20 protein-coding genes are annotated in these 20,578 nt (G+C 66.0%); 13 read left to right on the top strand and 7 right to left on the bottom strand.

All coding sequences use genetic code 11. The features are described from left to right. The first annotated feature begins 131 nt into the window (after positions 1–131). Together JD971_RS13420 and JD971_RS13425 are read left to right on the top strand one after the other, a co-directional pair. Complete coding sequence (locus JD971_RS13420) at positions 132–983, top strand: cytochrome b/b6 domain-containing protein (protein ID WP_202084153.1); 852 nt, start codon at positions 132–134, stop codon at positions 981–983. Continuing rightward, complete coding sequence (locus JD971_RS13425) at positions 980–1,744, top strand: molybdopterin-dependent oxidoreductase (protein ID WP_202084155.1); 765 nt, start codon at positions 980–982, stop codon at positions 1,742–1,744. Before JD971_RS13420 ends, JD971_RS13425 begins: the two co-directional genes overlap by 4 nt. A 3-nt stretch (positions 1,745–1,747) precedes the next feature. Here JD971_RS13425 and JD971_RS13430 read toward each other — a convergent pair whose 3' ends face one another. Continuing rightward, positions 1,748–3,352, bottom strand: coding sequence for a Mur ligase family protein (locus tag JD971_RS13430; RefSeq protein WP_202084157.1), 1,605 nt, complete (start codon positions 3,350–3,352; stop codon positions 1,748–1,750). Further along, entirely contained in the window at positions 3,349–4,107 is a 759-nt protein-coding gene (locus tag JD971_RS13435; protein WP_202084159.1) for an alpha/beta fold hydrolase, read from the bottom strand. Before JD971_RS13435 ends, JD971_RS13430 begins: the two co-directional genes overlap by 4 nt. Before the next feature lie 95 nt (positions 4,108–4,202). Here JD971_RS13435 and JD971_RS13440 point away from each other — a divergent pair, with 95 nt between their 5' ends. Continuing rightward, the gene (locus tag JD971_RS13440; RefSeq protein WP_202084161.1) at positions 4,203–5,360 is read left to right on the top strand and encodes a hypothetical protein; all 1,158 of its coding nucleotides are present in this window, start codon (positions 4,203–4,205) and stop codon (positions 5,358–5,360) included. 56 nt (positions 5,361–5,416) lie between these two features. Then, positions 5,417–6,427 carry a glucokinase gene (locus tag JD971_RS13445; RefSeq protein WP_202084163.1) on the top strand — a complete coding sequence of 337 codons (1,011 nt, stop codon included), beginning with the start codon at positions 5,417–5,419 and terminating at the stop codon, positions 6,425–6,427. Positions 6,428–6,440: 13 nt separating this feature from the next. Here JD971_RS13445 and JD971_RS13450 read toward each other — a convergent pair whose 3' ends face one another. After that, positions 6,441–7,085, bottom strand: a complete 645-nt coding sequence (locus JD971_RS13450; protein WP_202087675.1) for a peptidylprolyl isomerase — start codon at positions 7,083–7,085, stop codon at positions 6,441–6,443. A gap of 131 nt (positions 7,086–7,216) precedes the next feature. On the opposite strand from JD971_RS13450, the gene JD971_RS13455 reads away from it, so the two are divergent. Then, positions 7,217–7,597: a BlaI/MecI/CopY family transcriptional regulator gene (locus JD971_RS13455; protein ID WP_202084165.1), complete on the top strand. Its 381-nt coding sequence runs from the start codon at positions 7,217–7,219 to the stop codon at positions 7,595–7,597. After that, entirely contained in the window at positions 7,594–9,165 is a 1,572-nt protein-coding gene (locus JD971_RS13460) for a M56 family metallopeptidase (protein WP_202084167.1), read from the top strand. Before JD971_RS13455 ends, JD971_RS13460 begins: the two co-directional genes overlap by 4 nt. Before the next feature lie 57 nt (positions 9,166–9,222). Here the strand turns inward: JD971_RS13460 and JD971_RS13465 are convergent, their stop codons facing one another. Both JD971_RS13465 and JD971_RS13470 read right to left on the bottom strand, forming a co-directional pair. Next, entirely contained in the window at positions 9,223–9,807 is a 585-nt protein-coding gene (locus JD971_RS13465; RefSeq protein ID WP_202084168.1) for a hypothetical protein, read from the bottom strand. Further along, positions 9,807–10,682 carry a neutral zinc metallopeptidase gene (locus JD971_RS13470; RefSeq protein WP_202084169.1) on the bottom strand — a complete coding sequence of 292 codons (876 nt, stop codon included), beginning with the start codon at positions 10,680–10,682 and terminating at the stop codon, positions 9,807–9,809. The genes JD971_RS13465 and JD971_RS13470 overlap by 1 nt, the downstream gene beginning before the upstream one ends. A gap of 92 nt (positions 10,683–10,774) precedes the next feature. Between JD971_RS13470 and JD971_RS13475 the strand changes: the two genes are divergently transcribed. The 5 genes from JD971_RS13475 (at position 10,775) to JD971_RS13495 (ending at position 16,065) form a co-directional block, all read left to right on the top strand. Continuing rightward, entirely contained in the window at positions 10,775–11,560 is a 786-nt protein-coding gene (locus JD971_RS13475; RefSeq protein WP_202084170.1) for a 3-hydroxybutyrate dehydrogenase, read from the top strand. A gap of 37 nt (positions 11,561–11,597) precedes the next feature. After that, positions 11,598–12,635, top strand: coding sequence for a M20/M25/M40 family metallo-hydrolase (locus JD971_RS13480; RefSeq protein WP_202084171.1), 1,038 nt, complete (start codon positions 11,598–11,600; stop codon positions 12,633–12,635). A gap of 154 nt (positions 12,636–12,789) precedes the next feature. Continuing rightward, on the top strand, positions 12,790–14,265 hold the full coding sequence (guaB, locus tag JD971_RS13485; RefSeq protein ID WP_236672099.1) for an IMP dehydrogenase: 1,476 nt from the start codon (positions 12,790–12,792) through the stop codon (positions 14,263–14,265). Between the two features lie 9 nt (positions 14,266–14,274). Next, on the top strand, positions 14,275–15,456 hold the full coding sequence (locus JD971_RS13490; protein ID WP_202084175.1) for an RsmB/NOP family class I SAM-dependent RNA methyltransferase: 1,182 nt from the start codon (positions 14,275–14,277) through the stop codon (positions 15,454–15,456). A gap of 84 nt (positions 15,457–15,540) precedes the next feature. After that, positions 15,541–16,065 carry a hypothetical protein gene (locus JD971_RS13495; protein ID WP_202084177.1) on the top strand — a complete coding sequence of 175 codons (525 nt, stop codon included), beginning with the start codon at positions 15,541–15,543 and terminating at the stop codon, positions 16,063–16,065. 22 nt (positions 16,066–16,087) lie between these two features. On the opposite strand, the gene JD971_RS13500 is transcribed toward JD971_RS13495, so the two are convergent. Continuing rightward, positions 16,088–16,570 (bottom strand): RNA pyrophosphohydrolase, encoded by a 483-nt coding sequence (locus tag JD971_RS13500; protein ID WP_202084179.1) that lies wholly within the window; start codon positions 16,568–16,570, stop codon positions 16,088–16,090. A gap of 260 nt (positions 16,571–16,830) precedes the next feature. Between JD971_RS13500 and JD971_RS13505 the strand changes: the two genes are divergently transcribed. Next, on the top strand, positions 16,831–18,795 hold the full coding sequence (locus JD971_RS13505) for a 2-oxoacid:acceptor oxidoreductase subunit alpha (RefSeq protein WP_202084181.1): 1,965 nt from the start codon (positions 16,831–16,833) through the stop codon (positions 18,793–18,795). A 38-nt stretch (positions 18,796–18,833) separates the two neighbouring features. Beyond that, positions 18,834–19,868, top strand: coding sequence for a 2-oxoacid:ferredoxin oxidoreductase subunit beta (locus JD971_RS13510; protein ID WP_202084183.1), 1,035 nt, complete (start codon positions 18,834–18,836; stop codon positions 19,866–19,868). A gap of 13 nt (positions 19,869–19,881) precedes the next feature. On the opposite strand, the gene JD971_RS13515 is transcribed toward JD971_RS13510, so the two are convergent. Further along, positions 19,882–20,523, bottom strand: coding sequence for a phosphatase PAP2 family protein (locus JD971_RS13515; protein ID WP_236672100.1), 642 nt, complete (start codon positions 20,521–20,523; stop codon positions 19,882–19,884). Positions 20,524–20,578 lie beyond the last annotated feature (55 nt).

The following is a 20,578-nucleotide window of genomic DNA, read 5'->3' on the forward strand; positions in this document are numbered from 1 at the left end:
GGCGAAACCGCCGACCTTGTGCTTTTGCGTAAAGGCGCCGCGCCGCGCTTGTAAGTTTTGCACTTTGCCGCGACCCGGCGCCCGCCCGATGCCGCTTGCCAAGACGGTCGGCGGCGCGGCATGGTGGATTCATGGCAATTCCCGAACAGGTCGAAACCCCCGGCGATCCTGCGGGCGGGCACGTGGTGCGGCGGCACCGGCTGTCCACCCGGCTGTGGCACTGGACCAATGTGGCCGCGGTGTTCACGCTTTTGATGAGCGGGCTGATGATCTTCAACGCGCATCCCCGGCTTTACTGGGGCCATTACGGCGCGAATTTCGATACCGCCTGGCTCCAGATCGGCGCCCGCGACACCGATACGGGGGCGGAGGGATATGTGCGCGTCGGCGACGCCGCGATCCGGACGACCGGCGTGCTCGGCGTGTGGGAGAAGGAGGGCCGCACGATGACGCGGGCCTTTCCGCACTGGATGACCCTGCCCAATTATTACAGCCTCGCCGACGCGCGGCGCTATCATTTCTTTGGCGCATGGATTTTCGGTGTGGCCGGGTTGCTCTACATGCTGTGGAGCATCGCCAACCGCCATGTCGCGCGCGATCTCCTCCCCGCGAAACGCGAATTGCGCGCCCGGCATATCTGGCGCGACATCCGCGATCATGCGCGGCTGCGCTTTCCCACCGGCGCGGCGGCGGCGCGTTACAACATCCTTCAGAAACTGAGCTATCTTGCCGTGCTGTTCGTCATCCTGCCGACGATCGTGCTGACCGGCCTTGGCATGAGCCCGTTTATGAATGCGTCGTGGGGATGGATCCTCGACCTGTTCGGCGGGCGGCAATCGGCCCGCTCGGTGCATTTCATCGCGGCGTTCGCTTTGGTCCTCTTCATCATCGTGCATATCGCGATGGTCCTTTTGGCCGGGCCGGTGAACGAGATGCGCAGCATGATAAGCGGGCGCTTCCGCCTGCCGGAGGACATGCGATGAGCGTTTCACGGCGCGGGATGATCGCGCGCGGCGCGGCGCTGCTCGGCACGGGCGCGGCGCTCGGCGGGTGTCAGCGGATCCTGGAAACCGGGCCGGTGTCGGACGTGGTCTATTCGCTCGACGGGTTTACGCGCGATGCGCAGCGGCTCGTGACCGACCGGCGTGCGCTGGCCCCCGAATATGCATTGTCGCAGCGCAGCCCGGTGTTTCGCGCCAATGGTTCGCGCACGGTCGATACGCCCGAATATCGCCGGATGCTGGCCAATGGCTTTGCCGATTACCGGCTCCGCATCGGCGGGCTGGTGCGGCGGCCGGTCGAACTGTCGCTGCGCGATCTGATGAACCTGCCCGCCCGGACGCAGGTGACGAAACACGATTGCGTGGAGGGGTGGAGCGCCATCGGCGCGTGGACCGGAACGCCGCTCAAGCTGCTGCTCGACATGGCGGGGCTGGACCGGACGCGGGCGCGTTATCTGCTGTTCCGCTGTGCCGACAATTATGGCGATACGCCCTATTACGAGACGATCGACCTGATCGAGGCGTTCCATCCGCAGACGATCATGGCCTGGCGCATGAACGGCGAAATGCTGCCCGAACGGCATGGCGCGCCCCTGCGTCTCCGGGTGGAGCGGCAATTGGGCTACAAGCACGCGAAATTCGTGACCGGGATCGAGGCGATCGCCGATTTCGCGAATGTAGCCGGGGGGAAGGGCGGTTACTGGGAGGACAGCGCCCGCTACGCGTGGTGGGCCGGGATCTGAGGGTCAGAGCAGGCGCTTTTCCTCCAGCAGGTCGGGCAGGTCGTTTTCGTAGAGGATGACATCCTCCGCCGTCGCGATTTTTTCGAGCGCGGCGCGCGCCTCGGCAAAGCTGTCGACCTCGTGCGGTTCCTTGCCGGCCTTGCGCAAGCCGGCGGTAAAGCTGGCGATGCGCGACGGGTTCACGGCATAGACGATATCGGCATGGCGCGCCGTATATTCGCCCAGCGCCGCATGCACGCGATCGTGCTCCATCCCCAGCTCGGCAATGCCGGGCGTGACCAGGATCGCGCGTCCACCACGTTGCCGCGCCAGCTCGGCCAGCACGGAAACGGCATTGCGAAAGCCCTGCTCGTTCGCGTTATACGCATCGTCCAGGACCAGCGCCTCGCCCGGGCTTTCCCGCTTTTGCAGGCGGTGGGGCACCTGCTCGACATCGGGGGTGACGAGCGCGATGCGCCGCGCCACGGCCGGGTCGATCACCGCGGCGGCCGCCACGGCCAGCGCGGAATTCATTACGTTGTGCTCGCCCAGCAGGGGCAGCTCGTAAGCGAGCGCGCCGAAGCCGCCCTCACGCCGGTCGTCGAGCACGATGTGCCAGTCCGCATCACGCAATTCCGCGCTCCCGATGCGGATGTCGGCGTCCTCTTCGGGGCCGACGGTCACGACCTGCGCCGGGTGGGCATCGCGCAGGATGCGGAACGGTTCGTAATCCATCACCTGCGTCGAGACGAGCGAAATGCCGCCATTGGCACACACCGCCTCGACCAGTTCGCTCTTCGCCTTCGCGATGTTTTCGACAGAGCCGAAGCGTTCGGTATGGGCATCGCCGATTGCGGTCACGATGCCGAAATCGGGTTTTACGAACCGGCACAGGCGCGCGACCGAACCGATGCCATAGGCGCCCATCTCGGCAATGAAATAGCGGTGGCTGAATTGCAGGCGCTCGCGAATATGGCGGGTGAGGCCGAGCACGGTGTTGATCGACCCCTTGGAATAGAACACCGGCCCCGACACGGCGAGCACCTCGGCAAAGATATGCTTCGTCGTGGTCTTGCCGAAGCTGCCGGTGATGCCGATGCGGCGGGGGTTCAGCCGGGCAAGCTTCTCCCGCGCCTCGGCAATGTATCCCTCGTTCTCCCGCTCCTGCAGCGGGGCGAGGACGGCATTCCCCGCGATCAGCGCCAGCGGCAGCAATTGCAACGCGACCAGCGTCGCCAGCGGTCCCGAAAGCGCCGCCGCGATCACGAACAGCGCAAGGATCGCGGCAAGGTTGCGAATGCGCCGCGCCCGCCCCGTCATCACCAGCGGCTTTTTATAGCCATATCCGCGTTCCCGCCACGCGATCAGCGCGAGCAGCCCCGCATCCACGAAGATCAGCAGCGAAAGCGCAATCGCCCCCGTCCGGCTGGCGGGGAGAAACAGCGCGATCGCCGTGCTGATCGCGAGCACGACGCTGGCCTTCACGTCGAAAAGCCGCACGCGCATCACCGCGCCGATAAAGCGGCGCCCGTTATATTCCTCCTGCTGAAAATAGGTCAGCAGCGTGTGGATGCGCACCCATGCCAGCGCATAGGCCGCCACTGCGAAAAGGATCAGCGCGAAGGTCATGCCTCGCCTCCCTGCACCGCTTCCTTGATGGCGAGCGCGATCTGATGCCGCCCGCGATCAAGGATCGAGATATGGTCGAAATGCGGGCATTCGATATATTCGGATTGCGGAATGCCGGCGGCCAGTGCCCGGCCGATTCCGGGCGGCGTTTCGGTATCCGCCCCGCCATAGATCAGCGTCGTGGGCACGGCGACCTTGTGAAGCTGATCGCTCTGATCCTCCGAAATGGTGGCGACGAAAATGTCGCGCATGCCGGTTTCGCGCGCCGCGACGTAATCCGGGCTGCCATATTGTTTTTCGAGCGCGATGAGAGCGTCCTCATCCCGTGCGGCGGCTTTCAGCCGTCGGAACTTTGCCGCGCTACGTTTGCGCTTCATCCCCTCGCGCCAGCCGATGTCGCGCGGAACGCCCGCACCGGCGACGATCACCATATGCTGCAACAGCCCCGGCGAGCGGGCGCCGATGCGCAATCCGACGCGCCCGCCAAAACTGTGCCCGACCCACACGCACGAATCGATGCCGAGCGCGTCGATCAGATGCTCCGACATGAATTGCCCGTAATTGGCGGTGCCCCATGCCTCGCCGGGCCGTTCGGATTCGCCGAAACCCGGCATGTCGAACAGATACGCATCGATCGACGGGGCCAGCGCCTCCGCAACCGGGATGAAATCGCGGTGGGTGCGACCCCAACCATGGGCAAAGACGACGCGCGGCTTGCCCGGCGTGCCGATCCGAATATGATGGGGGGGCTGCATGACGCCCTTCTTACAGTGCTTGATTTGCGGCACAAGACGAAGCAAGCGCGCAAGCGGCGCATGACGGCGGAAAACTTCAGACCCAAGGATATGTTTTGACGGCTCACGACAGGAAACGCGTGGCGGTGATGTTCGGCGGTGCAAGCCAGGAGCATGACGTGTCCGTCGTGTCGGCGCATCAGCTGATGGATGCCGCCGATGTCCGCAATATCGAGGTGGTGCCGGTCTACACCGATTTCGAGAACCGCTTTTTCTCCGCGCCTTTCCTGCGCGATATCAGGCGGTTCAAGCCCAAACCTGCCGGCGCGCCCGAGGTATTCTTCCGCTGGTCCGAACGCGGCCCGGTGATGCAGGAACTGAAATCCGGGACGCAGACGCCGATCGATTGCGTGCTCCCGGTGTTTCACGGCCCGTTCGGCGAGGATGGCCGGCTTCAGGGGCATTTCGAACTGCTCGGCATTCCGGTCACCGGCTTTGCCGCGGGCAGTAGCGCCATGGCCATGCGCAAGGATGCGACGAAGGCGCTGGTGAAGCTGGCGGGGGTGAACGTGCTCGACCATGTGACGGCCAACCGGGCGCGGCTCGCCCGGTCCGCCGATCTTGTCGCGGAGGTGGAGGCGAAGCTCGGCTTTCCAGCCATTGTGAAGCCTTCCAATCTCGGTTCGTCGATCGGGGTGGGGCTGGCGAAGACGGCGGCGGATCTGCCGTCGCTGGTCGCCTATGTGCTGGCGCAGGACAATCTCGCTTTGATCGAGCCGCAGGTGCAGAATCTCGTCGAATATAACATCGCCATGCGCTGGACCGGAGACGATGTCGCGCTTTCGGCTATAGAGCGTCCGAAGTCTGGCGCAGAACTCCTTGATTTCAAGGAAAAATACCTGTCATCAGGCGGCGGCACGAAGGGCGCTTTCCTGCCGAGCGAGGGGATGCTTTCGCTGACCCGCGACATCAACCCGGACCTTCCCGCCGCGTTTCAGGACCGCATTCACGATTATGCGCGCCGGGTGTTCGTCGCGCTCGGCCATCGGGGTGCGCCGCGCATCGATTTCATGGCGAATCGCGAAACCGGCGAATTGTGGTTTAATGAGATCAACGCCATTCCCGGCAGCTACGGCTTCTTCCTCTGGGAGGCGGCGGCGCGGCCCTTGCTGTTCCCGGAACTGATCGACCATCTGGTGGCCGAAGCTCTGGCCGATACGGTCAAGCGGTTCGACGATCCGGTGCCACAGGGCGCCTATCTCCTGCCCCGGTAAAAACAGGCGTGCAAATCCGCTTGTCCAGGCACCGCGCGAAAGCTAGCACGGTGGCGATGGATAGCGAACCCGACGAGCCCGCCCACGACACCACCCGCGTCATTGCCATCGACGTCGGGGGGACGAATGCCCGCTTTGCCCTGGCGGAGGTTGCCGATGGGCATGTCATCTCGCTGGGCACGCCGCACACCTTCGCGACGAGCAGCGTCGCCGGCCTTGGCGCGGCATGGGACCGGTTTGCCGACGCGGTGGATTACGAATTGCCCCGCGCGGCGGCCATCGCGGTCGCAGGGCCGGTCACGGGCGAGGAAATCCGCTTCACCAATTCGCACTGGGTCGTAAAACCTGCCGAAATCGCCGAAGAGCTGAAGGTCGACGACCACGTCATCATCAACGATTTCGAGGCGGTCGGCCACGCCGTTGCCGCCGCGCATGAGGATCATTTCATCCATCTCGCCGGGCCGGACATTCCGTTGCCGCGCACCGGGGTCACGACCGTCGCCGGGCCGGGCACCGGGCTCGGCGTGGCGCAATTGTTTCAGGGCGCGCGCGAAGAGGACAGCTATCGCGTGCAGCCGACCGAGGGCGGGCATATCGGTTTCGCGCCCGAGGACCGCATCGACGAGCGCATCCTGTCCCACGTGCGCGAGGTGCTCCCCCGCGTATCGGTCGAGCGGATGTGTTCCGGCCCCGCGATCATCCCGCTCGCCGAGGCGATTGCCGCGATCGAGGGGTTGCCGATGCCGTCGGGCGACGATCGCGAATTGTGGCTCTCCGCCATGACCGACAGCGATCCCGTCGCGGTCAAGGCGTGTCAGCGTTTCTGCATGATCCTGGGCAGCGTGGCGGGCGACCTTGCGCTTGCCCACGGGGCCAATGCGGTGGTGATCGCGGGCGGGCTGGGGCTCAGGCTGAAGGACAAGCTGCTCGACAGCCGTTTCGACGAACGTTTCGTGGCAAAGGGACGGTTCCGCGCACTCATGGAGACGATCCCGGTCAAGCTGATTACCCATCCGCAGCCGGGTCTTTTCGGTGCCGCCGCCGCCTTTGCGCAGGCGTACGACTAAAAGCCCGCCGGGGTCAGCGTTCCGCCGGCGCCACCCGGCGTATGTCGACGATCTCGACCGGCTCTGTGAGCATCTGCCCCTTCATCCATCCTTCGCCGGCCTCCGGGTCGAGCGGGCGGGCAAAGATCGCGCGCACCACGTCCATGCCGTCCACTACCCGGCCGAACGCGGCGAACCCTGCGCGCAGGGACGGATCGTCCGACGAGGGATCGGCGTCCATGCTCGACAGCGGGGCGAGCATGATCGTGAAATCGCCGGTCGCCGTGCCGGGGTCGAAGCGCGCCATCGAGATGGTGCCGGTGTCGTGGGTGAGCCCGGTCTCGCTCGTCGGTTCATGCGCGATCGGGTCGAGAATACGCTCCGGATCGTTGCGCGTTCCGCCCTGGAGCAAGCCATTGGGCTGCTCGCCCCAGTCGAGCCGCATCGCGCGGTAGAACACCGTCCCGTCGAACCGGTCCTCGTCCACATAGCGCAGGAAATTGCCGGCGGTCACCGGCGCGCGCCCGGTTTCGAGCGTGACGGTGATGTCGCCCATGGTCGTTTCGATGACGACGTCCTGCGTGGCGGGCGGCGCGGCATCCTGCGCCGATGCGGGCATGGCCGCGGGCGATGACAGGGCGAGGGCGAAGGGGGCGGCAAAAGCGAATCGTTTGAGCATGGCGCGATCATGCCAAATCCGTTCGACGAACGACATACCGGGATCGACGAGCGTCATGTCAGCCACGGCGCGAGCATTTACAGATGTAATCGGATCGCTTACACCTGTAATCGCAATCCGTGGAGGAATCGATGAACACCCCCCAGACCGAACGCATCAGCGAGGCCGAACACGCGGTGATGGAAGCCTTGTGGGCCGACGCGCCGCTCACCGCCGCGCAGGTCGCCGACCGCATCGGCGAAACGCGCGGGTGGAGCCTTGCCACGGTAAAGACGTTGCTCTCCCGGCTCAGCCAGAAGGGCGCGGTCGACACGGCGCCGGACGGGCGCCGCTTTCTCTATTCGCCTGTCGTGGCGCGCTCCGAATATGTCGGCACGGAATCGCGCCGGCTTGTTGACCGGCTTTTCGGCGGGCGCGCATCGTCGTTGTTCGCGCATCTGGCGGAGGCCGAAGCGCTGGATGACAAGGATCTGTCCGAGATCGAGGCTCTCTTGCAGGAGTTGCGCAAATGACCGGGTTCGTTTTCGATACATGGCTCGCCACGGGGCTGCTGATTGCCGTGGTGCTGCTCATCCGCCGGCCGATGGCGCATCTGTTCGGCGCGCGGCTTGCCTATGCGCTGTGGCTGTTGCCGGCGTTGCGGTTCGTCATGCCGCCGATCGTGCTGCCCGCGTGGCTGGCGCCGGAGGCCGGCGTGCCGCTTTTTGCGCAAAAGGCGCCTCCGGTGCATCCCTCGGTGGTCGATGCCGAGTTCGGGACCGCATCGCTGACCGAGGCGGCGGTGCAGACCGGCGCGGGCGGCGATATTTTCGCAACGCTCGCCATTGCGATCTGGCTTGGCGGGGCGGCGGCGTTCTGTATCTGGCGCATGCGCAATTATCGCGCAATGCGGGCACGGCTGCTCGACGGCGCGGTGCCGGTGGGCGAGGTCGGCGATATTCGCATGGTGGAAAGCCGGGAGGTCGCCGCGCCGCTGGCGTTCGGCATACGCGACAAGGTGATCGCCATGCCCGCGGGTTTCATGGCGCAGCCGAGCCGCGAGGCCCGCGATTTCGCCATCGCACATGAAATCGCGCACCATCGCCGCGGCGATCTGCTGGCCAATATCCTGGCGCAGCCGGTGCTGGCGCTACATTGGTTCAATCCCGTGGCCTGGCTGGGCTGGCGCGCGATGCGCCGGGATCAGGAGGCAGCCTGCGACGCGCATGTCATGGCGGGCAAGAGCCGTCCCGTGCGCGCCCGCTATGGCGAGGTGATCGTGCTCTTCGCCCGGGAACAGCACATGGCGCTCGCCGCGCCGATGGCGGGTTTTCGCGAAATCGGCCCGGCGCTCGGTGAAAAGGCGATCGTCCACCGTTTGCGCAGCCTCACGCAGGAGGAGGGCAGCACCCGCCGCCGCCGTGCCGGGCGCATGGCGATCGCGGGCGCCGTGCTGGTCGCTCTGCCCCTGTCCGCGACGATCAGCTTTGCCGAGGGGGAGCGGGCCGCGCGTCCTGCGCCCGCCGCGCCGCCGGTTCCCGCAGCCCCGCCGTCACCTATGCACCCACCCGCGCCGCCGTTCATGCCCGCGCCGCCGCCCATGCCCGCCAGCTTTGCGCAGGTGCTGGCTTCCGAGGACATCCCGGACACGTGGGCCGGTACCGACCGTCTCGCCTACGAAGACAGGATCAAGGCCGAAGCATCGAGAGCCGAAGCCGAGGCCGACGCGTTCGAATCCGAAATGGACGCGTTCGAAAACGAGATGGAGCAGCTTGGCCCCATGATCGCGCAAAGCGTGCGCGCCGCGATGAAGTCCGTGCCCGACATCCAGCACACCGTGTCGAGCGACGGCGACGGGAAGCGCCATGTCATCCGGCTCTTCGGCGTGGACGAGGACGGCAAGCGGCGCGTGGTGCAGACGCAGGTCGTCGATGAACGGGCGATCGAGCGAAAGGCGTATGCCAGCGCCATCTCCGCCGTGCGCACCGCCCGCCGCGCCATCGCGACGAGCCGCTCGATCCCTGCCGATGCCCGTGCCGAAGCCTTGCGCGATCTGGACCAGGAACTCGAGGACATGCAGGCAGAGCTCCGCGGCAACTGACCCCCCTTTGCGGGAAGTTCGGGAGCGCAACAGGCGGAAATGCAGCGGGACGCCGGGTTACGGCGTCTCGCTCACCGCCACCTGTTCCGCGGCTGCGGTGCTGCCTTGTTGCGGAAGGTCCATTTCCGCGGTCCGCCGCGCGACCGGATCGAACACGTCGCCTTCGCGGGCCGGGCGGGCGGGCCATTCGCATTCGCGCGCCTCGCCCAATCCCTTGAGAAAGCCGCGCCGGATCAGCGCCGCACCGACGATCCGTTCGAACCGGCGGCGTTCCTCGTTCGCGCCCGTCACCTCGCGCAGGACGCCGCGAAACGGGATGAGCCCGCCAATCAGCGACTTGGCGACATTGCCCGCCATGTTGGTGCCCTTCTGCATGTCGCTCTTTTCCGTCGCGGGCTGATCGATGTCGACGCCGAGATAGAGGTTGAGATCGGTCACCGCGCGCGCGATCTGCGCGCAATCGTGCAGCCCGCCGGTCGCATACGGATCCGTCGCCACGTCGATGAGCAGGGGCGGAATATCGTCCCGGTGGAGATTGAGATCGCGCAGCGGCTGCGTCGCAAGATCCTCGGCCTCGAAATCGGGATCGCGCATGTCCTCCTGTGCCATGGCCGGCGCGCTGAACGCGGCGGCGATGGCCATCAGCGGCGCAAATCGGCAAAGGTGTCGCATTGATCCTCGTCTCCTGTCTGAAGCCCGCGTTGCAGCCATTCCATACGCTGCGCGCTTGAACCGTGGGTGAAGCTTTCGGGCGATACGCGCCGCCCGGCATTGCGCATCAAGGTATCGTCGCCGATGGCACTGGCGGCGCGCAGGCCTTCCTGAATATCGCCGGGTTCGATGAGGTCGCGGTTCTTCGCCGCCCACACCCCGGCATAGCAATCGGCCTGCAACTCCATGCGCACCTGCAACGGGTTCGCGCCCGTGGGGTTCGACGATTGCGCGCTGCGCACCTGATCGGCGAGACCGGTCAGGTGCTGTACGTGGTGGCCATATTCGTGCGCCATGACATAGGCACGCGCGAAATCGCCGCCGGCGCCCATCTGACGCTCCATCTGATCATAGAAGCTGGTGTCGATATAGATACCCTCGTCCGCGGGGCAGTAGAACGGCCCCATTGCCGCCTGCGCGCTGCCGCAACCCGAACGCCCCTGTCCGTCGTAGAAATTGAGGGTGGGCCGCTGAAACGGGATATTCGCCTCGGCGAACAAGGGCGCCCATGTCTCGTCGAGGGAGGAGAGCGCGGCGCAGCTTTCGCGGCTGTACGGTCCGACGGAGCAGCTTTCCTCGACCGTCTGCCCGCTCTGAGCCTGTTCCTGTCCGCTGCCTGAGGGGGCGGATTGGGTGACCTGGTCGATGGTGCCGAGCGTGGTCATCGGGTCGATCCCGAAGAACACCGCCCCGATCAGTGCGACGACGATCGCGCCGCATCCCAGTTTCTTGCCTCCGCCGATACCGCCGCCGGAACCGCGCTGGTCCCGCACGCGTATATTACGGGAGAAATCGTTCAGCCTCATGTTACCTCGTTTTCAAAGGTGCCGGTCGTGCCGAATCGGCCCGGTCATGGTGCCACCTTGATGCCAGACCGGATAACCTTTTGGAGTATAAGATGTTCCTTACCGGAAAAACCGCACTCGTGACCGGATCGACCTCGGGCATCGGGCATTCCATTGCCGATGCGCTCGCGCAGGAGGGGGCGAATATCGTCATGACGGGCATCGGAGACGAGGCTGAGATCGAAAAGACACGCGCGAAAATGGCGCAGGATCACGGGGTCGAGGTCGCATTCGTGCCCGCTGACCTGACCGCACGCGAAGGGACCGAGGCGTTGATCGAGGCGGCGCGGACCCGTTTTGATGCGGTCGACATCCTGGTCAACAATGCCGGGATGCAGCATGTCGCCCCGATCGACGAATTTCCGCCCGAAAAATGGGACAGCATCATCGCGCTCAATCTCACGGCGGCGTTCGATGCGTGCCGGCTTTGCGTGCCGATGATGAAGGCGCGCGGATGGGGGCGCATCATCAACACCGCCTCTGCGCATTCGCTGGCCGCATCGCCGTATAAATCAGCCTATGTCGCGGCGAAACATGCGCTGGCCGGACTGACGAAGACGGTCGCGCTCGAACTCGCGCAGGACAATATCACGGCCAATTGCATTTCGCCCGGCTATGTGTGGACCCCGCTGGTCGAGAACCAGATCCCCGACACGATGAAGGCCCGCAAGCTCAGCCGCGAGGAGGTCATCGAAAACGTCCTCCTGTCCGGGCAGCCGACCAAGAAATTCACCCAGCCCGAGGATATTGGCGCGCTCGCGGTGTTCCTGTGCCGGGATGCGGCGCAGAACATGACCGGCGGCAATATCAGCATGGACGGCGGCTGGACCGCGCAATGATGCGATGAAACACGGGGCAAACGGGGGCGGCAGGCGGATGCGACAGGCCGCGCAATGGGCGTGGGCGGCGGCCTGCGCGGCGCTGCTTGCGGCGTGTGCAACGCCGCGTGAGCGCGAACCGGCGAGCGTCGCGCAGGCGCTGTCCTCCCATGTCGAGGTGTTGTCCTCCAACCGTTTCGCAGGGCGCGCGGCCGGCACGCCGGGCGAGGGGCTGACGCTCGACTATCTTCAGGCGCAGTGGAAGGCGATCGGCCTTAAATCGGGCACCCACGATTCGGCCAGCCCGTGGCGCGCACCGTTCCGCGTGACCGGCGCGAACGGCGAGGCCGTCACGACCTACAACCTCATCGGCCGGATCGAGGGGACCGACCCGCAATCGGGCGCGGTGCTGCTGCTCGCCCATTGGGACCATCTGGGCGCGCATAATGCGACGTGCGGGCGCCGGTTCATCGACACGATCTGCAACGGGGCGATCGACAATGCCACCGGGCTTGCCATGATTACCGAGATCGCGCGCAATCTTCGCGCCGGACCGCGGATGAAGCGCGACGTCTATATCCTCGCCACCGGGGCGGAGGAGGACGGCCTCCTTGGCGCGCGCGCCTTTGCCGCGGATCCGCCCGTGCCGCTGGGCAAGTTCGTCGCCGCGTTCAATATCGACAGCGAAGGGCTGGCCCCGGCGGGCGCACCGGCGGTCGTGATCGGGGAAAAGGGCGATCCGCTGGCCGCGCTGGTACAGAGCGTCGCGGACGAGCAAGCGATCGTGCTCGTCGATCCGGACGCGGTGAACGCCATGTTCCTGCGCCGTCAGGATGGCTATGCCCTGATGCGGGCCGGGCTGCCTGCCGTGATGGTGAGCGCGAGTTTCGCCGATGCGCCGCGGCTCGCCCGGTTCATGGATGGCAATTACCACCGCCCCGGCGACGAGTTCGAAACGGTCGAGCTGGGCGCGGCGGTCGACATGGTGCGTCTTCATACCGCGCTCGTGAGGGCGGCGGCGGACCCGGCCCGTTTTCCCGGCCCCTTGCGCTCCGACGGGCGGCCCGTTCCGACAGAAAGCGCGACCACCCCCTAGCGGCGAAGGCGCAGGGCGGTTAGAGGGCGTTGCACGACTCTCCATGCCGGACGGTTTCACAGGGTCCGGGCGGAAGCGGCCCCCGCATGGGTTCGCTGCATCTGCGCCGCCCGCAACGAACCGCCCGCCTACCGAACGAAAGCATCCCTTCGCCGTGCCAAACCGCCTTTCCCCCGACATCCCCCTCGGCCTCACCTTCGACGATGTGCTGTTGCAGCCCGCCGCATCCGACATCGTGCCCAGCCTTGCCGACACGCGCACGCGGCTGACGCGGGGCATCACGCTCAACATTCCGGTGTTGTCGAGCGCGATGGACACCGTGACCGAGAGCGAGATGGCCATCGTCATGGCGCAGATGGGCGGCATTGGCGTGCTGCACCGCAATCTCACGGTGGAGGAACAGTGCAGCGCCGTGCGGCAGGTGAAGCGGTTCGAAAGCGGCATGGTCGTCAACCCCATCACCATCGCGCCCGATGCGACGCTGGGCGAGGCGCGGAGCCTGATGCAGAGCCACAAGATTTCCGGCATTCCGGTGGTCGAGCAATCGGGCCGGCTGGTCGGGATCCTGACCAATCGCGACGTGCGCTTTGCCGCCAATGACCGCCAGCCGGTGCGCGAATTGATGACGGCCTACGATCTCGCCACGGTTTCGGCAGATATTCAGCAGGACGAGGCGCGCCGCCTCCTCCACAGCCGCCGGATCGAGAAGCTGCTCGTGGTGGACGATGCGTATCATTGCATCGGCCTCATCACGGTGAAGGACATCGAGAAGGCCGTGACCTTCCCCGATTCGACCAAGGATTCGGCGGGGCGCCTGCGCGTCGCGGCGGCAAGCACCGTCGGCGACACCGGGTTCGAGCGCAGCAGCGCGCTCGTCGATGCAGGGGTCGACGTGGTCGTCATCGACACCGCGCACGGGCACAACAAGGATGTCGCCCGCGCCGTCGAACGGGTAAAGGCGCTGTCCAGCGACGTGCAGGTCATTGCCGGCAATGTCGCGACGGCGGCGGCGGCGCGCTCGCTCATCGATGCAGGGGCCGACGGGATCAAGGTCGGCATCGGCCCCGGCTCCATCTGCACCACCCGGATCGTGGCGGGCGTCGGCGTGCCGCAGCTCACCGCGATCATGGATGCGGCGGAGGAGGCCGACAAGTCGAACGTGCCCGTCATCGCCGATGGCGGCCTGCGCACGAGCGGCGACGCGGCAAAGGCGCTGGCGGCGGGTGCCTCCACCATCATGATCGGCTCGATGCTGGCCGGGACCGAGGAAGCACCGGGCGAAACGTTCCTGTATCAGGGCCGCGCGTACAAGGCGTATCGCGGCATGGGGAGCGTCGGCGCGATGGCACGCGGCAGCGCCGACCGCTATTTCCAGCAGGACATCAAGGATTCCATGAAGCTCGTCCCCGAGGGGATCGAGGGGCAGGTCCCGTATAAAGGCCCGGCCAAGGATGTGGTCCATCAGCTCGTCGGCGGGGTGAAGGCCGCGATGGGTTATACCGGGTGCGGCACGATCGACGCACTGCGCAAGGATGCGCGTTTCGTGCGCATCACCGGTGCGGGCCTGCGCGAAAGCCACGTTCACGACGTCACCATCACGCGCGAAGCGCCCAACTATCCCACCCGTTAAGGAACAGCCATGACCCCGTCCGCCCGCGTGAAAGCCGCGATCGACATTCTCGACACGGTGATCGCAGGCGCGCGGGGCAATGGCCCGCCCGCCGACCGCATCATCGCCGACTGGGCGCGCGGCAATCGCTATGCCGGGTCAAAGGACAGGCGCGCGATCCGCGAGCTGGTCTATGCCGCGATCCGGGCCTGCGGCGAGGTGCCGGTGTCTGGCCGTGCCGCGATGCTCGCACTGACCAAGCAACAACCGGAATTGCGCGAAATGTTCGACGGGAGCCAGTACGGCCCGGACGAGATCGAGCCGGGCGAACCGGTCGCCAATCTGGACACCGCGCCGCGCTGGCTGCGCGAGGAGATGATGGGCAGCGGCCTCGACCGCGAGGAGCAGGACGCTTTGTCGGCACGCGCGCCGCTCGACCTGCGCGTCAATACGCTGAAGGCGCGGCGCGATACGCTGACCCTGCCCGAAACGGCGGACGCCACGGCGGCGCCGCACGGGCTGCGGCTCGACACCGGGCTTCGGGTCGAGGATTGGGACGCGTGGAAGAGCGGCGCTGTCGAGGTGCAGGACACCGGCAGCCAGATCGCCTGCCTCGCCGCGGGCGCGAGCGCGGGAATGACCGTCGTGGATCTGTGCGCAGGCGCGGGAGGCAAGACGCTCGCGCTGGCCGCGATGATGGGGAACGAGGGGCGCATCCTTGCCGCCGATACCTCCCGCGCACGGCTTCAGAAATTGCCGGAGCGGGCCGAACGCGCCGGGGTGACGATCGCCGAAACCGTGCTGCTCAACCCCGGACACGAGATGGACGCGTTGACGCAGGTTGAGGGCGATGCGGACATCGTGTTCGTCGATGCACCGTGCAGCGGGACCGGCACCTGGCGCCGCAATCCCGAGGCGCGCTGGCGCGTGACGCCCGCCAGCCTGAAGGAGCAGGCGGCGCTGCAATCGCGGCTGCTCGACCTTGCCGCGCGGCTGGTGAAACCGGGCGGGCGCGTCGTCTATGTCGTGTGTTCGCTGCTCGACGTCGAAGGGGCGGAGCAGGGCGAGGCGTTTCTTTCGCGCAACCCCGGTTTTTCGGCCGATACGCCCGATCTGCCGCTCGGCCGGAGGCGGGGAACCGGAATGCGGCTGACGCCGTTGCACGATGCGACCGATGGGTTTTTTATCGCACGCTATATCTCGCCGTGCTAGGCTTGGCCGGACATGGCCCGCCCTCTCGCCTCATCGTTCGATCGCCCGCGCAGGGAGCGTGACCCGGCTTGGAAGGATTTGTTGATGCGCTACACCCCGATCGCCGCCGCCCTGTCGCTCTTCGTCGCGATCAGTGCGAGCACCGGTTATGGCAAGGCGGCCGAACCGGCGGATCCGCGGGTGGAAAGCCTGCTGCAATCGGGCGATGCGGCGCTTGCGAGCGGTGACATTGCCGGCGCAACCGACCGGTTCGAGGCTGCGGCCGTGCTCGCCCCCGGCTATGCGGAGATCTTCATGTCGCTGGCCGACGTTGCCCGCTCGAAGGGTTTGCAGGGCAAGGCCATCCATTATTACCGGCAGGCACTGACCCTCGATCCCGGCAATCTTTCCGCCATCGCGGGGGAGGGCGCCGCCATGGCCGAGAAGGGCGCGATCGCCAAGGCGGAGCAGAACCTGACCCGGCTGAAATCGCTGTGCGGCAGTGATTGCGCCGAGGTTGGCGCACTGGCCGCCGCGATCGAGCGTGGGCCGGTCGAGCCGGTTCGTTCGGCGGACGCATCTGGCGGCGATGCGATGGCCGGGATGGACGAACCGGTCGAGGTGAACTGAACTGAAGGCTTGCGGCCCGGCGTCAGATCCGGTCGCGAAACTGCGAGAGCACCGCTTCGTAAACGGGGCGCTTGAACGGAATGATCATTGCCGGCAGCGTGTCGGCATCGACCCAGCGATATTCGGCGAACTCGGCCTCGCTATGCGCGTTGAGGTCGATATCCGCATCGGTCCCCGAAAACCGGACGAGGAACCAGCGCTGACGCTGTCCGATATATTTCCCGCCCCACAGCTTGCCCTTCAATTCCTCCGGCAGGTCGTAGAACAGCTCTTCCTCGCTCTGCGCCTCGATCCGGGCCTTGTCGGACCGGATGCCGGTTTCCTCGTACATTTCGCGAAAGGCGGCCTCGTGCATGTCCTCGCCCGGATCGACGCCGCCCTGCGGCATCTGCCACCAGTCGCCTTCCTTCGTGTCGAGCCGCTTGCCGACGAAGACGCGGCCATCCTCGTTCACGATCATCAACCCGGCGCAGGGGCGGTAAAGGGCGGGGTCGGGCTTGGTCATGCGGTTCGCTTTCTCGATTCGCGGATATGGGCGCCATCTGGCCGCCGGAGCATGGGTTTTGCAACCGGTTCGGGCCATGGTGTGAACATCGCGGGGGCGGCGGGGCAAACGCATCGGGCAAAGCGCATCGGGGCGGGGCGGAAACTTTTTCTAAATTGAACGCTTGGGTTCAGAAGACTAGTCAGGCAATGACCGCCGCCCGCAATTTGGGCACGCGCCGCCCGCCGCGCTTTTCATTCGGGCCGATACCGAGGATGACAATGGCTTCACAAACCGCAAGCACCGCCGCCCCCGACACCCCGTCGGGTCAGACAGAGGCGGTCGTCGTCCGCTTTGCCGGGGACTCGGGCGACGGGATGCAGCTGACCGGGGGACAGTTCACGCTGTCCACCGCGCTGGCTAGCAACGATCTTGCCACGTTCCCCGATTTCCCCGCCGAAATCCGCGCGCCGCAGGGCACGCTGTTCGGCGTTTCGGCGTTTCAGATCAATTTCGGCTCCACCGCGATCGAAACCGCGGGCGATGCGCCCGACGTGCTCGTTGCGATGAACCCGGCGGCGCTCAAGGTGAACCTTGCCGCGCTGAAACCCGGCGGGCTGATCATTGCCGATACGGGCGAGTTCACGGCGCGCAATCTGGACAAGGCGAAATACGACCATAACCCGCTCGAAGGGGACGAGCTGGCGAAATGGGACGTGCTGGCCTTCGACATCAGCGCGCTCACGCTGGAGGCGGTGAAGCCGTTCGGGCTGGGCAACAAGGAAGCGCTGCGCTGCAAGAACATGTGGACGCTCGGCCTCGCGCTGTGGATGTTCGACCGGTCGCGCGAGCCGATCCATGACTGGCTGAAGCAGAAGTTCAGGAAGGCGCCCGACCTGGCCGATGCGAATATCGCGGCGCTGGATGCTGGCCATGCCTATGGCGAGACGGCGGAAATTTCCGGCCCGCTCAAGCAATATCATGTCGCGCCGGTCGAAAGCGAGCCCGGCCTCTATCGCACGATCACCGGGGCGGAGAGCATTTCGCTCGGTCTGGTGGCGGGTGCGCAGCTGGCCGAATTGCCGCTGTTTTTCGGCGGTTATCCGATCACGCCGGCGTCCGCCATCCTGCACCATCTGGCGAATCTGAAGGAATTTGACGTCACCACGTTTCAGGCGGAGGACGAGATCGCCGCGATCTGCGCCGCCATCGGCGCAAGCTATGCAGGGCAGCTCGGCATCACCAGCTCGTCCGGGCCGGGCATTGCGTTGAAGGGCGAGGCCATGGGCCTTGCCGTGATGACCGAACTCCCGCTCGTCATCGTCAATTCGCAGCGTGGCGGCCCGTCCACCGGCCTGCCCACGAAAACCGAGCAGAGCGACCTTTACCAGGCGGTCTATGGCCGCAACGGCGACGCGCCGCTTCCCGTGATCGCGGCGCGCAGCCCGGCTGATGCGTTCGAATGCGCGATCGAGGCATGCCGCCTTGCCGTGCATTACATGACGCCGGTGATGCTGCTCACCGATGGTTATATCGCCAATGCCGCCGAGCCGTGGAAGGTGCCCGACCCGACCGGTTTCGCGCATTTCCCGGCAAAGTTCCTCGCCGAGAAGAACGCGACGGATGCGGATGGCAATGACACGCTGCTCCCCTTCGCGCGCGATGAAAAGGGCGCGCGCCCGTGGATCAAGCCCGGCACCCCCGGTCTGATGCATCGCATCGGCGGGATCGAGAAGGCGCAGGGCACCGGCCACATCGATTATTCGCCCGCCAACCACCAGGCGATGACCGACGCGCGCAAGAACAAGATCGAGGGGATCGCGAGCGACATCCCCGATCAGGACGTGTGCATGGGCAATACGAGCGGCAAGCTCGCCGTGGTCGGCTGGGGCAGCACGTTCGGCCCCATTCATCAGGCCGTCCGCCGCGCCCGCAAAAAGGGCATCGACGTCAGCCACATCCACGTCCGCCACATCTGGCCGCTGCCGAAGAACATGGGCGAATTGCTGGCCGGGTTCGACAACGTGCTGATCCCCGAAATGAACGCGGGACAGTTCAAGACCGTGCTGCGCGATCAGTTCCTGATCGATGCGCAATCGCTGACCAAGACCAGCGGGCAGCCTTTTGCCATTGCCGAGATCGAGGCCGCGATCGCCGCCTATTTCGACGATGTCGACGGTAATGAGGGCGGGCGGGTCGATGTGAACGACACGCAGCTTCCCAGCCCCGAAAAAGCCCAATCCTGAGCCCGTCACGCCTGAATCAGTCCAGAAGGACACGCGACATGAACGACATGACCCCCGTAACGACCACGCTCAAGGACTGGGAAACCGATCAGGAGGTACGCTGGTGCCCCGGCTGCGGCGACTACGCTATCTTGAAGGCGGTGCAGCGCACCTTGCCGCAGCTTGGCGCCGATCCGGCCAATACGGTCTTCATTTCCGGCATCGGCTGCTCCAGCCGCTTTCCCTATTACATGGAAAGCTATGGCTTCCACACCATCCATGGCCGCGCGCCCGCGGTTGCGACGGGGGTGAAGCTCGCCAATCCCGATCTCGACGTGTGGCTGGTGACGGGCGACGGCGACGGGCTTTCCATCGGCGGCAATCACATGATGCATGTGCTGCGCCGGAACGTGAACATGCAGATCATGCTGTTCAACAACGAGATCTACGGCCTGACCAAGGGGCAATATTCGCCGACCAGCCGCCCCGGCACGACCAGCCCGTCGACGCCGGCCGGTTCGGTCGAGGCACCGGCCAGCCCGTGCGCCTTTGCCCTGGGTTCGGGGGCGCGTTTCGTGGCGCGTGGTTACGACGTGTCGAAGGATCTGCCCGAGGTGCTGAAAGCCGCCCATGCGCATAAGGGCGCGGCCTTCATTGAGATTTTCCAGAACTGCATCGTGTATAACAAGGACGTGTTCGACGATTTCACGCAGAAGAAAAGCGCTCCCGAAACGCAGATCTGGCTGACCCATGGTGAGCCGATGCTGTTCGCGAAGGGGACGAAGGGTCTCGCGCTCGATACAGAGACGCTCACGCTCAAGGTCGTGGATGTCGTCGATGGCGATTGGCAGGGCGCGGGCGTGATGACGCATAATGCGAAGAGCAAGACGCTCGCCCATATGCTGATCGAGATGCCGTTCGGGCCGTTTCCGATGGCGCTGGGCGTGATCTACGACAATCCGGCGCCGGTTTTCGAGGATATGGTCCACGCGCGCAATGCGAAGGACGCAGCTGGCAAGTCCACCGACTTCGCTGCGCTACTCCGCAAGGGACAGACCTGGACCGTGTCGGGCACGGCGCAGGATCCGATCTGAACGTCGGTCCGCGCTAGGCGCGCACCGCGTTTCGCCCTCTCGGCGAGGGGCGGAACGCGGCGGCGCACAGAACGGCCCAGCCGGTCCCGCCGAGCCATCCGGCCAGCGCATCGCTGGGCCAGTGCACGCCGAGCCAGATGCGACTCATCGCGATGAGCGCGGCCAGAACCATCGCCGCCGTGATCAGTGCATGCCGCACCGGTGCCCGCGCGACGCATGGCGCAAAGGCCAGCGCAAGGGCAACATAGACCACCGCCCCGTTGAAACTGTGCCCGCTGGGAAAGGCGGGGCCGCCCGCCTCGGTCAGATGCGGCACGAGTTCGGGCCGGGGCCGCGCGATCGCATATTTCATCACGCTGTTCACGAGCCAGCCCGACGCCACCGTCATGAAAAGCCAGACGGCAAGCCCCCGCCACCGCAAAACGAAAGCCGCGACACCCACCCCGACCAAGGCGAAGACATTGCGCAGCAGCACTCCGCCCAGCGCGGTCACGTCGCGCACCATTTCAAGCATCCATTCCGGCCCCCGCGCCGCGCCGTCCGCCATCCGCGGCAAGCGGAGCAGAACCGCGTCGAACCGTGCAGTATGTCCCCCCAATACCGCCCAGACCACAATCGCAAATCCCGCCCACAGCAGCGCCGCGAGAGCAAGCATCACAACCCGTCGATCGCGGCGGAAAGGGCGGGGCGTGACGGGCAATGGGGGAGGG

It is taken from the genome of Croceicoccus sp. YJ47 (assembly GCF_016745095.1).
GTDB lineage: Bacteria > Pseudomonadota > Alphaproteobacteria > Sphingomonadales > Sphingomonadaceae > Croceicoccus.